The 14,327-nt window shown below is 49.5% G+C and carries 14 protein-coding genes and 1 other annotated feature; all 14 genes read left to right on the forward strand.

The genetic code is table 11. The features are described from left to right. The first annotated feature begins 61 nt into the window (after positions 1 to 61). The 14 genes from DWW13_RS01265 (at position 62) to DWW13_RS01330 (ending at position 14,319) form a co-directional block, all read left to right on the forward strand. Positions 62 to 1,090: a LacI family DNA-binding transcriptional regulator gene (locus tag DWW13_RS01265; protein WP_118600608.1), complete on the forward strand. Its 1,029-nt coding sequence runs from the start codon at positions 62 to 64 to the stop codon at positions 1,088 to 1,090. Positions 1,091 to 1,381: 291 nt separating this feature from the next. Beyond that, a complete protein-coding gene (locus DWW13_RS01270) occupies positions 1,382 to 1,834 on the forward strand; it encodes an extracellular solute-binding protein (RefSeq protein ID WP_158568304.1) in 453 nt (150 codons plus the stop codon). 125 nt (positions 1,835 to 1,959) lie between these two features. After that, positions 1,960 to 2,223 (forward strand) — a binding site (T-box leader). 100 nt (positions 2,224 to 2,323) lie between these two features. Next, on the forward strand, positions 2,324 to 3,985 hold the full coding sequence (locus DWW13_RS01275) for a 2-isopropylmalate synthase (protein ID WP_173815153.1): 1,662 nt from the start codon (positions 2,324 to 2,326) through the stop codon (positions 3,983 to 3,985). 15 nt (positions 3,986 to 4,000) lie between these two features. Continuing rightward, complete coding sequence (locus tag DWW13_RS01280) at positions 4,001 to 4,606, forward strand: hypothetical protein (RefSeq protein ID WP_055218094.1); 606 nt, start codon at positions 4,001 to 4,003, stop codon at positions 4,604 to 4,606. A 209-nt stretch (positions 4,607 to 4,815) separates the two neighbouring features. Continuing rightward, on the forward strand, positions 4,816 to 6,300 hold the full coding sequence (gene thrC / locus DWW13_RS01285; protein ID WP_117760348.1) for a threonine synthase: 1,485 nt from the start codon (positions 4,816 to 4,818) through the stop codon (positions 6,298 to 6,300). A gap of 81 nt (positions 6,301 to 6,381) precedes the next feature. Next, positions 6,382 to 8,613 carry a cell wall hydrolase gene (locus DWW13_RS01290; RefSeq protein ID WP_118719004.1) on the forward strand — a complete coding sequence of 744 codons (2,232 nt, stop codon included), beginning with the start codon at positions 6,382 to 6,384 and terminating at the stop codon, positions 8,611 to 8,613. A gap of 35 nt (positions 8,614 to 8,648) precedes the next feature. Beyond that, positions 8,649 to 9,698 (forward strand): nicotinate-nucleotide--dimethylbenzimidazole phosphoribosyltransferase, encoded by a 1,050-nt coding sequence (cobT, locus tag DWW13_RS01295; RefSeq protein WP_022462290.1) that lies wholly within the window; start codon positions 8,649 to 8,651, stop codon positions 9,696 to 9,698. Between the two features lie 17 nt (positions 9,699 to 9,715). Then, positions 9,716 to 10,237: a bifunctional adenosylcobinamide kinase/adenosylcobinamide-phosphate guanylyltransferase gene (locus DWW13_RS01300; RefSeq protein WP_022462291.1), complete on the forward strand. Its 522-nt coding sequence runs from the start codon at positions 9,716 to 9,718 to the stop codon at positions 10,235 to 10,237. Between the two features lies 1 nt (position 10,238). After that, positions 10,239 to 11,015, forward strand: coding sequence for an adenosylcobinamide-GDP ribazoletransferase (locus DWW13_RS01305; protein ID WP_118719006.1), 777 nt, complete (start codon positions 10,239 to 10,241; stop codon positions 11,013 to 11,015). Beyond that, entirely contained in the window at positions 11,012 to 11,419 is a 408-nt protein-coding gene (locus DWW13_RS01310; RefSeq protein WP_118600614.1) for a bifunctional adenosylcobinamide kinase/adenosylcobinamide-phosphate guanylyltransferase, read from the forward strand. Before DWW13_RS01305 ends, DWW13_RS01310 begins: the two co-directional genes overlap by 4 nt. Next, positions 11,412 to 12,008, forward strand: a complete 597-nt coding sequence (locus tag DWW13_RS01315; RefSeq protein ID WP_022462294.1) for a histidine phosphatase family protein — start codon at positions 11,412 to 11,414, stop codon at positions 12,006 to 12,008. The genes DWW13_RS01310 and DWW13_RS01315 overlap by 8 nt, the downstream gene beginning before the upstream one ends. Before the next feature lie 6 nt (positions 12,009 to 12,014). Beyond that, on the forward strand, positions 12,015 to 12,884 hold the full coding sequence (locus DWW13_RS01320) for an amidohydrolase family protein (protein WP_022462295.1): 870 nt from the start codon (positions 12,015 to 12,017) through the stop codon (positions 12,882 to 12,884). A gap of 116 nt (positions 12,885 to 13,000) precedes the next feature. Continuing rightward, positions 13,001 to 13,570 carry a signal peptidase I gene (locus DWW13_RS01325; protein WP_022462296.1) on the forward strand — a complete coding sequence of 190 codons (570 nt, stop codon included), beginning with the start codon at positions 13,001 to 13,003 and terminating at the stop codon, positions 13,568 to 13,570. A 44-nt stretch (positions 13,571 to 13,614) separates the two neighbouring features. After that, positions 13,615 to 14,319 (forward strand): SipW-dependent-type signal peptide-containing protein, encoded by a 705-nt coding sequence (locus tag DWW13_RS01330; RefSeq protein ID WP_022462297.1) that lies wholly within the window; start codon positions 13,615 to 13,617, stop codon positions 14,317 to 14,319. The last annotated feature ends 8 nt before the right edge of the window (positions 14,320 to 14,327 follow it).

Genomic DNA, 14,327 nt, shown 5'->3' on the forward strand with positions numbered 1-14,327 from the left:
TTACAGACAAAGACGTGTGCGGAAGAAAAATGAATTGCGCAGAAAAAACAGGGAGGAAGTTATGGGGAAAGTAACGATACAGAGTATGGCAAAGGAGCTGGGATTGTCCCGGAATACGGTTGCCATGGCATTAAAGGATGATCCGAAGGTAGCTCCGGTGACGCGGGAGAGAGTTCTTCGGATGGCGAAAAGAAATGGCTATCTGGGCGAAAATGTATATGTGGAAGAAGTTCGGGCACCGCAGGAGAAGCATTACAATATTATGGTTCTGCGTACGCGGGATGCCGCTGTTTATTGGGACCGTGTCGTGAGCGGCATCTCCGAGGAGGCGAGCCTCAATAACTGTCAGACGCGCGTTGCGGTCGTGACGGAGCGGGAGGAGGAGAACGGCATTCTGCCGCTCGGCCTGAATGAAAATATCGATGCGATCTTCTGCATTAAAATGCTGCCGCTGGAATATATGCAGAAACTGGTAAATCTGGGATACCGCATTTTTCAGCTCGACCATTACTGCGGTATCGAACAGCGGCCGATGGGCGATATCGTGCGTGTGGACGGTGTGCAACCGGTGAGTCTTCTGACGTCCCATCTGATCGGGCAGGGCATGACGCGGATCGGTTTCCTGAGTGAGCACAGCAGCACGTATGAGTCGATGCATGACCGGTATGTCGGTTTCCTTGCAGCGATGGAACAGGCGGGCATTCCGCTCGAGGAGGAGCTTGTGCGCCCCAATATGGAGAGCGATCATTTTTATTACCCGGAAAATTTTGACAAGATTGTGGCGAGCTACGATACACTGCCGGAAGCGATTGTCTGCGGCAACGATATGATCGCCAAAAGACTGACAGAATCCTTCCGGAAAATCGGCGTGCGCGTGCCGGAGGATGTGGCACTGACCGGATTTGATGATGATGAGGACCGGATGCTGTATCCGTTCTTCTCAACCGTTCATGTCGATACGAAGTGGCTTGGCCGCCGTATGGTGCATGAATTTTTATGGCGGGAGGAGCACCCGGAAGCGCCGAAAGAGCGGATTCTCGTTTCGGGGGAGGTTGTGGTGCGCCGTTCCTCGTGCAAGCGTCAGGGATAGAAAGAAATAGAAAAAACAGGAAAAAGTGAACAAAGAAAGAAAGCTAGGGACGCCCCGGCGGACGAGAAGAAAAACCGTCTGCCGGGGCGTTTCCGGCTCCCTTTTTGCAATGATTCAAATTCGTGCATAAATGCCATGTAGAAAAACACTAATTAGTAATGCAAAATGGTGCATTTAAGGAAAACTAAACTGAACAAAAACGCAAGAATAAAAACCTTGTTAATATCACACATTAAAAAATAATGGTGCAAAATAATGCATTATATCGCCGGAAGGAAAGGAGAGAGCGAAATGCAGAAATGGATGGAGGACCGCTGCAACCTGGATATCGATATCATTGCACTGCCGGGCTGGTCGGATGCAACATCCAAAATTTCCCTTCTGATGGGCGATGAGACACAGCGACCGGACATCATCTGGTGGTGGAACATGGAAGCTGACTATACGAAATGGGTAGACGCAGGCCTTCTGGTGGATGTTTCTCCGTATATGAAGAAATACACCAACATGGTTGACTACTACAACAGCGTAGATCCTGGCGTTATGTTCTATGCATCCGGAGACAACGGAATTTACCGTATCCCGGGCGACGTTGCAGAGCCGGCATGTGAGACTCTGTGGATCTGGAAAGACTGGCTGGACAACTTAGGACTGGCTGTTCCGACTACACTGGATGAGCTCAAGGAAATCCACGGAAAACAGGTAGAGGATTACCAGAAATACCTGGAAGAGTACAACAAATAAAACAACGAAATCATGTATTAGAGCACCCGCCGGAGCCTCCTTTCCGGCGGGTGTATTTTTACGGAATCCTGCGTTTTGCGCTTGACAGAGATGGAGAAAAATGGTAACATAAGAGCCAAGTTAGGAAAAAGGCAAAGAAGAGGAATACTACATGGAGCTTCCGAATCCAGAAAGCTGTTGGGTGATGCGAAACAGCAGACGAATTCCGTGGAACTGACCTCAGAGCCGCTGCTCCCAAATTTAGAATAAAAAGAGTAGGTGCAGACGGAAACCCACCGTTAGAGGGGCAGGATATGCAGATGTTTCATCCGTATCCGCAGAGTGTACAGAGAAAATCTCTGTAAAACAGGAGTGGTACCGCGTAAGATAGCAAGTCTTTCGTCTCTTGTGTCAGAAGCCGACACAGAAGATGAGAGATTTTTTTATGCTTTCATCCCGAATTTATGTCGGCAGAATAAATTATATTTCACTTTCTGAGAGGAGAAAATCATGATGAATGTAAAGAAGTATCAGAAACAGTACTATATGCCGCCGGTTCCGTGCATGGACTGGGCAAAAAAAGACAGCATCGAGAAAGCACCGGTATGGTGCAGCGTTGACTTGCGTGACGGAAACCAGGCGCTTGTCATTCCGATGAGCCTGGAACAGAAGGTAGAGTTCTTCAAACTTCTTGTGGAAGTTGGTTTCAAAGAGATCGAGGTTGGCTTCCCGGCAGCATCCGAGACCGAATATGAGTTTCTCCGCACCCTGATCGAGCAGGATCTGATCCCGGAAGACGTAACCGTTCAGGTTTTGACCCAGGCGAGAGAGCATATCATCCGCAAGACCTTCAAGGCATTAAAGGGCTGCAAGAATGCTATCGTTCACGTTTACAATTCCACTTCCTATGCACAGCGTCAGCAGGTCTTCAAAAAGTCGAAAGAAGACATCCTGAAAATCGCCGTTGAGGGAGCGAAGCTCTTAAAAGAGCTGACAGAAGAGGCCGGCGAGAAATACCGCTTCGAGTACAGCCCGGAGAGCTTTACCGGAACCGAGCCGGAATATGCGCTTGAGGTGTGCAACGCCGTTCTCGACGTATGGCAGCCGACTGCAGACCGCAAAGCCATCATCAACCTGCCGAGCACCGTGGAGCTTTCCATGCCGCACGTTTATGCAAGCCAGGTGGAATACATGAGCAAAAACCTGAAATACCGCGATAATGTCGTTCTTTCCCTTCATCCGCACAATGACCGCGGCTGCGGCGTTTCCGATGCAGAGATGGGTATCCTTGCCGGAGCAGACCGTATCGAGGGAACGCTGTTCGGAAACGGCGAGAGAACCGGAAACGTGGATATTATCACGGTCGGCATGAACATGTACATGCAGGGCGTCGATCCGGAGCTTGACTTCTCCGATATGCCGAAACTCTGCCATGCATTTGAATCCTTCACCGGTATGAGCATCAACCCGAGAAGCCCGTACTGCGGATCTCTCGTATTTGCAGCCTTCTCCGGTTCCCATCAGGATGCGATCGCAAAAGGCATGCACTGGATCGAGGAGAAAGCACCGGATACCTGGACCGTTCCGTATCTGCCGATCGATCCGACCGATATCGGAAGAAACTACGATGCAGACGTCATCCGCATCAACAGCCAGTCTGGAAAGGGCGGTGTCGGCTATATTCTGGAGACGAAATACGGCCTGAATCTGCCGGCGAAGATGCGCGAGGCTATGAGCTATACCGCAAAATCCGTTTCCGATCATCTGCATAAAGAGCTGCGTCCGGATGAGATCTTTGAACTCTTTAAAGATACCTTCGAGAACGTAACGACACCGTACAACATCAACGGCGTTCACTTTAAACAGCTCGATGAGGGCAGAATTGAAGCACAGGTTACCTCCAATTACGAGGGCGGTGAGTATGCAACTGTATATGCAGAAGGAAACGGCCGTCTGAATGCTGTCAGCAACGCGCTGAAACAGCAGTACAATCTGCAGTATGATCTGGTCAGCTATACGGAGCACGCGCTGGAGCAGAGCTCAAGTGCACAGGCAATTGCCTACGTCGGCATCAAAAAGCCGGACGGAATCCTTTCCTGGGGCGCAGGCGTAGATCCGGATATCATCCGCGCTTCCATCGACGCGCTGGTAACTGCAATCAACAACCGATAAGAAAAGAGAGAGCATATGCTGTTTAAAAACAAAATTGAATACACCAAAGGAATGTTTGTGGAGATTTACGGCACCGAGATAAAAAAAGTACGTCTGGTACTGCGGATCATTACAGGGATTGCTGTTGTGGCTGCGATCGCTTTTATGATCTACGGTGCAGCAGCGCGGGGATTTATCATGCCGGGAGACTTCTTCAATCTTGGAATCTCCATTCTGATGGCACTTCTGTGTACGTTTCTGCCGAATCTGATGGCACGTTCACAGATGAAAAAATGCAAAAAGAGAGGACTCCTTGGAGAACGTACCCTTCGTTTTACTGAGCAGGTGCTCACAATGACATACGAAAAAGAGGGCAGAAGCACTGATATTCCGCTCGAAGAGCTGACAAAGGTGACGGAGTTTGACAACTTTATCCGCATCACCATCGGAGGCAGAAGCACCTTTCTCGATAAGAAACGCTTTGAAATCGGAGACGCGGCAGCGTTTGTGACCTGGGCGGAAGATAAAATCGCAGAGAATGCGGAAAAAGAGGAAGAGGCACTCGCACTCGAGGAGACAGAAAGGGAAGCTCCGGCGTTAGAAGACGGCGAAGCAAAAACGGAGGAGTCCGACGAAAATTAAATCATACATTCTGACAAAAAATATTTTGGCAGAATGGTGGAAAATGGCTGTGCATTTTTGTGCACAGTCATTTTTTGTATATTTTTGTTGTTTTTTCATACTTCATCCATTATAATAAGAGGAAGCGTACAGGTAAAACTAATCTGAAACGTATCCGGCCGGGAGTTAGAGAGGCTCTGCCGGGAGTCAAAGTGAAGGAGAGAAAGAGCATGGAAGTATTATACAAAAGTACCAGAGGCAATGGAGAAACCGTAACTGCATCCCAGGCAATCTTAAAGGGTCTGTCCGACGACGGCGGATTATTTGTACCGACCTCCATTCCAGCACTGGATGTTCCCATGGAAAAACTTGCGGCTATGAGCTATCAGGAAGTGGCATACGAGGTAATGAGCCGTTTTCTTACCGACTTTACAGAAGATGAACTGAAAAACTGTATTGCAAACGCATACGATGCAAAATTTGACACAGAGGAAATTGCACCGCTGACAAAAGCAGACGGTGTTTACTATCTGGAGTTGTTCCACGGCGCAACGATCGCGTTCAAGGACATGGCACTTTCCATTCTGCCGCATCTGATGACGACCGCCGCAAAGAAAAACGGCGTGAAAAATGAGATCGTTATCTTAACTGCTACATCGGGAGATACCGGAAAAGCAGCAATGGCAGGCTTTGCAGATGTGCCGGGCACCAGAATTATTGTATTTTACCCGAAGAACGGCGTAAGCCCGATTCAGGAAAAACAGATGGTAACACAGAAGGGCAAAAATACCCACGTTGTTGCCATCCACGGAAACTTCGACGACGCACAGACCGGCGTGAAGAAAATGTTTAACGACAAAGAGCTTGGAAAAGAGCTGGCAGATAAAGGCTTCCAGTTCAGCTCTGCAAACTCGATCAACATCGGAAGACTCGTTCCGCAGGTCGTCTACTACGTATATGCTTACGCAAACCTGGTGAAAAACGGAGAGATTGCAGACGGAGAAAAGATCAATGTAACCGTTCCGACCGGAAACTTCGGAAATATTCTCGCTGCATTCTATGCAAAACAGATGGGACTGCCGATCGCAAAACTGATCTGCGCTTCCAATGAGAACAAAGTTCTGTTTGACTTCTTCCGCACCGGCGTTTACGACAGAAACAGAGACTTTATTCTGACAACATCACCGTCCATGGATATCCTGATCTCGAGCAATCTGGAGCGTCTGATCTACCGCATCGCCGGAAACAGCGAAGCAGCAGACCGCGAGCTGATGCAGGATCTTGCAAAGGACGGAAAATATGAGATCACCGATGCGATGAAAAAAGAGCTGGCAGACTTCTACGGCAATTATGCATCCGAACAGGAGACAGCAGACGCGATTGCAAAACTGTACAGCGATACCGGATATGTGATTGATACCCATACCGCGGTTGCAGCGGCTGTATACGGAAAATACCGCGAGGAAACCTATGACGAAACTAAGACCGTCATCGCATCTACCGCAAGCCCGTATAAATTTACAAGCAGCGTTCTTGCAGCGATTGCACCGGAGTATGACACCCTTCCAGTACTGGAGCAGGTAGACAAGCTGTCTGCACTTGCCAATACCGAGATTCCGCGTGCGATCGAAGAAATCCGTACTGCACCGGTGCTTCATACGACAGAGTGTGATGTAGATCAGATGCCGGAGACTGTTCGGGCGTTTTTGAAATAAGATAAAGCAGGAGCAGAATTTTAAAACAGGCAGAGCACACAGCAGGCTTTGCCTGTTTTTGCAGGGAGAGAAGAATAAATAATGAAAAATAAAGTAATCAGGGGAGTACTGGCGGCAGCCTGCGTGACAACCGCTGTCAGTGCTGCGAACGTATTTGGAGCAGGCACAGAGCAGAGTCTGGTAAATGAGGCTTCTGCTGTTACACAGGAAGAAACAGAAGAAACATCGGAGGCGGAAACCACAGACGAAAATACGCCGGAGATGACAGAAACGGAGACGCCGGATTCGACAGCGGAAAATGCCGCCTCGGATCTTCCGGCGGCAGAAGTACAGAGCGGAAAGCCCGAAGAGACGGCGGTATCCGTGCAGGCTGGAAGCTATTACCCATGGGTGAATGAGAACGGGATCTGGTATTTTAAGGATCCGGATGGTACCATTGTCAAAGGAGCCTGGAGAGAGTACGACAAGAACCGTTACTACCTGAATAATGACGGAAAAATGGCGGTCGGCTGGAAAAAACTTGATGGAGCCTGGTATTATTTCCAAAGCTGGGGCGGTGTTTACCGGGATGCCTTTTACACCGTGAAAAATGTACCGTATTATTCTGATGCGGACGGAAAAATGGCGACCGGCTGGAAACTGATCGATGATGTGTATTATTATTTTGATGATCAGGGCGCGATGTACCGGAATCGTTTTTTTGAGTATGACAAGAATACGTATTATGTTGATGCGGATGGAAAAATGGCATCCGGGTTCGAACAGATTGACGGGATCTGGTATTACTTCCGAAGCTGGGGCGGCATGGCACAAAACACCTTTCTGACGCATAAAAATAATATTTATCATGTTGATACGGATGGAAAGATGACGACCGGCTGGCTGCTGCAGGATGGAACCTGGTATTATTTCCGAAGCTGGGGCGGCATGTACCGCAGCACCTTTTTCAAAGCACCGACAGGAAGTGCACTTTACTATGCCGATGAGAACGGAAAGATGGCTGTCGGAAAAAAACAGATCGACGGTGACTGGTACTATTTCAAGGACTGGGGCGGCATGTATCAGAATGCATTCATCAAAAACGGAACGAGTGTATGCCATGCGGCTGCAGATGGAAAACTGACCGTCGGCTGGCTGCAGCAGGGCAGTACATATTACTATTTTGATGAAAACGGAGAGCAGTATTTTGACCGCTTTTTTGAATATGACAACAATACATATCGTGTGAATGCAGATGGAAAGATGGTAACCGGCTGGCAGAAAATCAATGGTACGTATTATTATTTCCGGGGCTGGGGCGGCATGTACCGTGGTACCTTTTTCCAGCTTGGCGGTGAAATGTATTATGCCGATGCGGATGGAAAGATGGTGACGGGCTGGCTTTCGAAAGAGAACCAGTGGTATTACTTCCGGGAAAATGGTGCGATGTACCGCAATACCTTCTTTACGCATTTAAACAACAGTTACTATGCCGATGCCAACGGCGTGATGGTGACGGGAGAGCGGACTATCAACGGCGCTTCCTATTACTTTAAAGACTGGGGAGGCATGGCAAAGAACCAGTGGCTCAATGCACAGAAACGGATGGTAAGCGGTGATCCGCAGACGGGCTGGTATTACTTTGGAAGCGACGGAAAGATGGTAAAATCGTATTACGCTCTGCTGAAAAAGAACAGCAGCAACTGGTACTACAGCTTTGACGAAAACGGAGTGTGCATTCTCGGCTCAAGCCAGTATGTGCGTGCAAAGGACAGCGTAAGCGGAAAATATTATACGATGGAGCATCAGTATTACACGGATCCGTCTGTGAGTGACCGTGATTTCTTTGCGGCTATCTGCAGTGCGGAGGCGGGTGTCCAGAGAAAAACAGGTATGACGGCAGTTGCGATGGTCATCCGGAACCGGATGGCGGCACAGAATATTTCGCTCCGCACCGCGATTTATAAACAGCAGCAGTTTGAACCGGCGCGGAACGGAAGTCTGACAAACTATCTGACGGGAATTGCGGAGCAGAGCAGTTCGATTATCAATCAGCTGAAAAATAATGGAGCCTACGGTGCAGTGGATGAATCCCAGTCGATCATGGATGCATATCTGAAGAACGGCACAAAGCGTGTGATCCCGGGCTTTGGCGATACGAGAGATGATTTTGATTATCTATATTTCATGACTCCGAAAGCATTTAAAAATCTGAATATGGATAAAGAAAAATGTGTGACATATACATACACCTATAAATGGACAACTTCCAGCGGAACAGCGCGGGAAGATTCCCATATTTTCTTTGTGAACTGGGTGAAAAAACAGAGCTGATCGGACGTCATATCGAAAGAAGGGGCGAACAAAAGATGACATTACAGGAAACAATCGAACAGATCCATCCGCTTTCGAAAGAGGCGATGGATCGTGCCAAGGCTCACTGGGACGGCATTGCAAAACCGCTCCACAGCCTCGGAAAGCTGGAGGACGTGCTCATCCAGATTGCCGGAATCACCGGAAAAGAGGAGATTTCGATTGAAAAAAGAGCACTTCTGACGTTCTGTGCGGACAATGGCGTTGTGGAAGAAAACGTGACGCAGAGCGGTCAGGAAGTGACAGCGACAGTTGCGGAAAATTTTCTGCAGGAGAAGGCGACAGCAGCCATTCTCTGCCGCGGCGCGCATGCGGATCTGTTTCCGATTGATATCGGAATGGCGCGCGATACGAAGGTTCCGCGGTATAAAGTTGCGTATGGAACAAAAAATATGGCAAAAGGTCCGGCGATGACAAGGGAAGAGGCCGTTCGTGCGCTTGAAACAGGAATCGCCGTGGCGGAAGAAAAAATTGCGGCGGGCTATCAGCTGATGGCAACCGGTGAGATGGGCATTGGAAATACGACGACGAGCAGTGCAATGGCAGCCGTTTTCCTGAATCAGCCGGTTCCGGAACTGACGGGACGGGGCGCCGGGCTTTCGAGTGAAGGTCTTGCGCGGAAAATTGCAGCGATTGAAAAAGCAATTGCCATCAATCAGCCGGATCCGTCCGATCCCATCGATGTGCTGGCAAAGGTCGGCGGTTTTGACATTGCCGGCATGGCGGGTGTCTTTCTTGCAGGGGCTGCACATGGCGTTCCGGTTGTGATGGATGGCTTTATTTCCTGTGTGGCAGCGCTTCTTGCTGCACGGATTGCACCGTTTGCAAAGGACTATATGATCGCTTCGCACGTATCGAAGGAGCCGGCGGCGCATCTGCTGCTTGCAGAGCTTGGAAAAGAAGCCTTCCTGCACTGCGATATGTGTCTGGGCGAGGGAACGGGCGCCATCATGCTTTTCCCGATTCTGGATCAGGCAAATGCCGTATACCGCGGCATGGCGACATTTGACGAGGCACAGATCGAAACGTATGTGCCGCTGACTTAAAAAAGGCAGGTGAAACGATGATACATCTGGTTACAGGCGGCAGCGGCAGCGGAAAATCGGCGTATGCGGAGCAGTGTATTCTGGATTTTGGCGGAACACGGAGGGTTTATATCGCAACGATGCAGCCATTCGGTGCGGAAGGGCAGGCGCGTATTGCACGCCACCGGAAGATGCGCGCGGCAAAGAAGTTTTCGACGATTGAGTGTTATACGAATTTAAAAGAAGTGGAGCTGGAACCGGGAAGCGATGTGCTGCTCGAATGTATGTCGAATCTCACGGCAAATGAGATATTTGATCCATCCGGGGCGGGAAAAGCGCGGGCGGAGGAGGAAATTCTTGCGGGCGTTTCCCGTCTGGCCCATCAGGCGCGGAATCTGGTTCTGGTGACGAATGAAATTTTTTCGGACGGATACCGATATGAGGAGGAGACGATGGAATACCAGCGGATCCTGGGAAACATTAATGTACGTCTGGCAGAGATGGCGGACTGTGTGACCGAGGTTGTGTATGGGATTCCCGTCAGAATAAAAAAAGAATAAGATGAAAACGATATGGAATAACTTTAAAGTGGCGTTTGCCATGTACTCGAAAATCCCGATGCCGCCGGCAGACTGGGAAAAAGAGAACATGAAATATGCGTTGTGTTTCTTTCCGTGGGTCGGACTGGCTGTTGGTGCAGTTTCGGCGGTGCTTTTCTGGCTGCTGAAGCAGATTGGCGCGGGAAGCATGCTGCGGGCTGCAGTGCTGACGGCAGTTCCGGTTCTGGTGACGGGCGGTATTCACCTCGACGGCTATCTGGATACGATGGATGCGTTAAGTTCCTGGAGAGAAAAACAGCGCCGACTGGAAATCTTAAAAGACCCGCACGCCGGAGCATTTGCGATTATTATGGGATGTCTGTATTTTGTACTGTACGCGGGCGCAGCCGGAGAACTTATCTGGAAGATTTTTCCGGCGTATGCATTTGGCTTCGCAGTTTCGAGATCGTTCAGCGGTCTTTCGATCGTGTTTTTTCCAAATGCCAATCCGAAAGGAACAGCGGCAGCGTTTGGCATGAGCGCAGAGAAAAAAAGAACGGCGGCGGTGCTTGTTGTGACGATTTTTGCCGTGACGGCGCTCTCAGCTTCGTTCTGCGTCTGGGCGGCACTGGATGTACTGGTTGTATCGGCACTGGTATTCTGTTATTATAAATGGAAAAGCAGTAAGTATTTTGGAGGAATTACAGGAGATCTCGCAGGCTATTTCCTTTCGCTCTGTGAGCTGGCACAGCTCCTGTCTCTTGTGGTACTTTCTCTTGGAATGGAGAACTGGAAATGAAATTAGTAATTGGAGGGGCTTTTCAGGGAAAGCTTAACTTTGCAAAGAAGATGACCGGAAAAGAAACAGGATGGGCCGATGGGGCAGCAGTTTCGAAAGAGGAGCTGTCGGCATGTTCCGGCGTATATGATTTTCAGGAACTGGTCCGCAGATGGCTCCTTCTGGAAGAGGAGACCGGGACTGCACCGGAAGCGGAACTGGAAGAACTGCTGCAGAAAAATCCGGAAATCTGCATTGTTACGAATGAACTCGGTTACGGAGTGGTTCCGATCGAACCCTTCGACCGGAAATGGCGGGAAAAGACGGGGCGCATCTGTACGGAGCTGGCAGCAAAGGCTGATTCGGTAACCCGTGTGGTGTGCGGAATCGGAATCCTGCTGAAAGGTGAGGAAAAACATGATTAAAATTGCAATGATCCGCCATGGAAAAACCTATGGCAATACATTAGGACGGTATATCGGCGTGACGGATGAACCACTGTGTGAGGAAGGGAAAAAAGAGCTGGAACAGCGGACGATGGATACTGTTGAGCTTCTGTTCGTCAGCCCGCTGAAACGGTGTCTGGAAACGGCAGACATTCTGTATCCGTACGCCAAACAGGTCAAAATCCCGGAATTTGCAGAGTGCAATTTTGGTGAGTTTGAGAACAAAAATTATCAGGAATTAAAAGATAATCCGAAATACCAGGAGTGGATTGATTCCATGGCGACGCTTGCCTTTCCGGGCGGTGAGAGCCCGCAGCAGTTCAAGGACCGCTGCATCGCCGGCTTTGACAAGATGGTGGATACGTGTATCCGCCGCCATTACCGCAACGTGGCGATGGTGGTACACGGAGGCACGATCATGAGTATCCTTGAGCAGTACGGCGTGCCACAGAAGAGTTACTATGACTGGCGAGTAGAAAACGGCTGTGGATATCATCTGTATCTCTCGGAGCAGAACTGGAAAATGGGCCGTAGAGAAGCTGTGGTGGAATCGGAGATAAGGCGGTAAACAAAAATGGTGACAGCAGAATGCCATGCCCATATTTTTATGGACGGTGTGGATTACAAAAAGGCGGCGGCAGCGCATGAAAACGGCCCGCGGGAGGATCTGATCCGGGAACATCTGGCGGCGTATCAGAAGGCAGGGATTTCCTATGTGCGTGACGGCGGGGATCCGTACGGGGCGGGTGTTCTTGCACGGAGCCTTGCGCCGGAGTACGGGATCACATACCGCACACCGGTTTTTGCGATTCACAGGGCGGGCCGTTATGGAAAAATTGTCGGACGCGCATTTTCAGACTGGAAAGAGTATTGTGCGCTTGTGCGTGAAGTACGCCGTGCGGGCGGAGATTTTATCAAGATCATGACGACGGGAATCCTGGATTTCGCGACAAAGGGGCATGTGACCAGTGAGCCGCTTTCCAGGGAGGAGGTTTTTGCAATGACGGCTGCGGCACATGATGCGGGGCTTTCTGTGATGGCGCATGTGAACGGCGCACAGGCTGTGATGGATGCGGCAGAGGCAGGCGTGGACTCGGTTGAACACGGGAACTTTCAGAATGAAGAGAGCATCTGCTGTATGGCAGAGCATGCAACAATCTGGGTGCCGACAATTGTGACGGTTTCGAATCTTCTGGAGAACGGCAGATATCCGGCTGAAACGCTGGCGTGGATTTTTGAGACGCAGAAAAAAGGTCTGCAGCTCGCATTTGAAAAGGACGTTGTGCTTGCGGCGGGAAGTGATGCCGGCGCATACGGCGTACTTCACGGAAAAGGAATCCGGGAAGAAGAGAGTGTAATGCGAAAAATCCTTGGGGCAGAAAATGGGCAGGAGCTGGAAAAGCGGCTTGCGTTTGGAGAAAAAAAGATCCGGGAAAAGTTCTGAAAATTTTCTGCGTTTCAGGCTTTAGAAAAAATTTAGAATTAAACGGGCAGACAATGCTTGCGCTTTCGCCCGGACTATGGTAAGTTTAAATCACTTTTACAAGAACTTTAGAGAAAATGAAACAGGGATATTCTGAGACAGAGGGTAAATGCTATCCTCTGTTTTTTGCGTGCAAAAATGACAGTCTGGATATCCGCATCGACGGAAGGGAGCAAATGAAAGCAAAAGGAAAACTGGGGCTGCAGGGCTTTCTTTCCTTCCTTTTTCTGGCGGCGGGATGGTATCTGATGCAGTATTTCTGCGCCTATGTCGTACTGTCCGGTTCCATGGAACCGGAGATCCCGACGGGATCTGTTGTGGTTGTGGATGGACGGAAGAAGGAATGGAATCCGGGGGATGTGATTACCTACCGGAGAGGAAATATGGTGGTGACACACCGGATCGTGGAAAAGAGCGAGGAAGGATACTGTACTAAGGGGGATGCCAACGCGGAGGAAGATGCAGGCATCGTTTTGGAAAAACAGGTGATCGGGAATGTGATCGTAGCTCTTCCCTGGCTTGGCTTTGGTATCGTCTGGCTCCGGCAGAGAGGAACACTCTTTTTTCTGGCCGTGGGAGCGGTGATGCTTTTTACAATCCGGCAGCTTTGGCACGGTAGAAAAATCATGCAGGAAAACAAGTTATAAAAAGAATTAGCAAAATTATTTAGGAAAACAGGAGGAATTGATCTATGAAAAAACAGCGGAAAATCGTATTCTGGGCAGCATCACTGCTTCTGACAGGAGCCCTGGCAGCGGGCGGAACACTGGCGTATCTGACGGATAAGGATTCTGTGACGAACCAGTTTGTTGTGGGAAAAGTAGATATCGAAGGAAATGAACCATCGTACGCACCGGATCCGGACGGAAAGACCAATCATATTGTGCCGACCCAGGTGATTCCGAAGGACCCGCGTATCAAAAATAAAGGTAAAAATGATTCTTACGTCTATATGGATGTTTCCATACCAATCGCAAAAGTGATCGTTGCAGATACATCCGGAAACCGTTTAAACGGCGGAGCAGCCGGCGATACGGAACTGTTTTCGATGAATCAGCTTTCGAAAAAATGGGTGCTGATGTACAAGAAAAAACAGAACAATTCGATGGTATATACATATCTCTACAATGAAGTGCTTGCAGCTGGCAAAACGACGGATCCTTTATTTACGAGCGTGACAGCAGCTAATATCGTGGAAGGGCAGCTGGATGAAAAAGAGGTCGATATTCCGATCAATTATTATGCAATCCAGGCGCTGAATACCGGTGAGGGAAGTACGGCTGCCGAGCGGGCAGCAAAGGCCTGGGAGAAGTATGTAAATCAGAATAATGGGCAGAAGGGGCAGGTAACGGCACCGCAGTCGGAGCCGGAACAGACAGAAGCACCTGGAATTTAAGCAGTTTT

The sequence above is a fragment of the Blautia sp. AF14-40 genome, from assembly GCF_003479665.1.
Taxonomy (GTDB): Bacteria; Bacillota; Clostridia; order Lachnospirales; family Lachnospiraceae; genus Fusicatenibacter; species Fusicatenibacter saccharivorans.

Bases quoted from the DNA above. Each gene is read 5' to 3' on its own strand.
- DWW13_RS01265 (WP_118600608.1), top strand. From the start codon at position 62: ATGGGGAAAGTAACGATACAGAGTATGGCAAAGGAGCTGGGATTGTCC.
- DWW13_RS01270 (WP_158568304.1), top strand. From the start codon at position 1,382: ATGCAGAAATGGATGGAGGACCGCTGCAACCTGGATATCGATATCATT.
- DWW13_RS01275 (WP_173815153.1), top strand. From the start codon at position 2,324: ATGATGAATGTAAAGAAGTATCAGAAACAGTACTATATGCCGCCGGTT.
- DWW13_RS01280 (WP_055218094.1), top strand. From the start codon at position 4,001: ATGCTGTTTAAAAACAAAATTGAATACACCAAAGGAATGTTTGTGGAG.
- thrC (WP_117760348.1), top strand. From the start codon at position 4,816: ATGGAAGTATTATACAAAAGTACCAGAGGCAATGGAGAAACCGTAACT.
- DWW13_RS01290 (WP_118719004.1), top strand. From the start codon at position 6,382: ATGAAAAATAAAGTAATCAGGGGAGTACTGGCGGCAGCCTGCGTGACA.
- cobT (WP_022462290.1), top strand. From the start codon at position 8,649: ATGACATTACAGGAAACAATCGAACAGATCCATCCGCTTTCGAAAGAG.
- DWW13_RS01300 (WP_022462291.1), top strand. From the start codon at position 9,716: ATGATACATCTGGTTACAGGCGGCAGCGGCAGCGGAAAATCGGCGTAT.
- DWW13_RS01305 (WP_118719006.1), top strand. From the start codon at position 10,239: ATGAAAACGATATGGAATAACTTTAAAGTGGCGTTTGCCATGTACTCG.
- DWW13_RS01310 (WP_118600614.1), top strand. From the start codon at position 11,012: ATGAAATTAGTAATTGGAGGGGCTTTTCAGGGAAAGCTTAACTTTGCA.
- DWW13_RS01315 (WP_022462294.1), top strand. From the start codon at position 11,412: ATGATTAAAATTGCAATGATCCGCCATGGAAAAACCTATGGCAATACA.
- DWW13_RS01320 (WP_022462295.1), top strand. From the start codon at position 12,015: ATGGTGACAGCAGAATGCCATGCCCATATTTTTATGGACGGTGTGGAT.
- DWW13_RS01325 (WP_022462296.1), top strand. From the start codon at position 13,001: ATGAAACAGGGATATTCTGAGACAGAGGGTAAATGCTATCCTCTGTTT.
- DWW13_RS01330 (WP_022462297.1), top strand. From the start codon at position 13,615: ATGAAAAAACAGCGGAAAATCGTATTCTGGGCAGCATCACTGCTTCTG.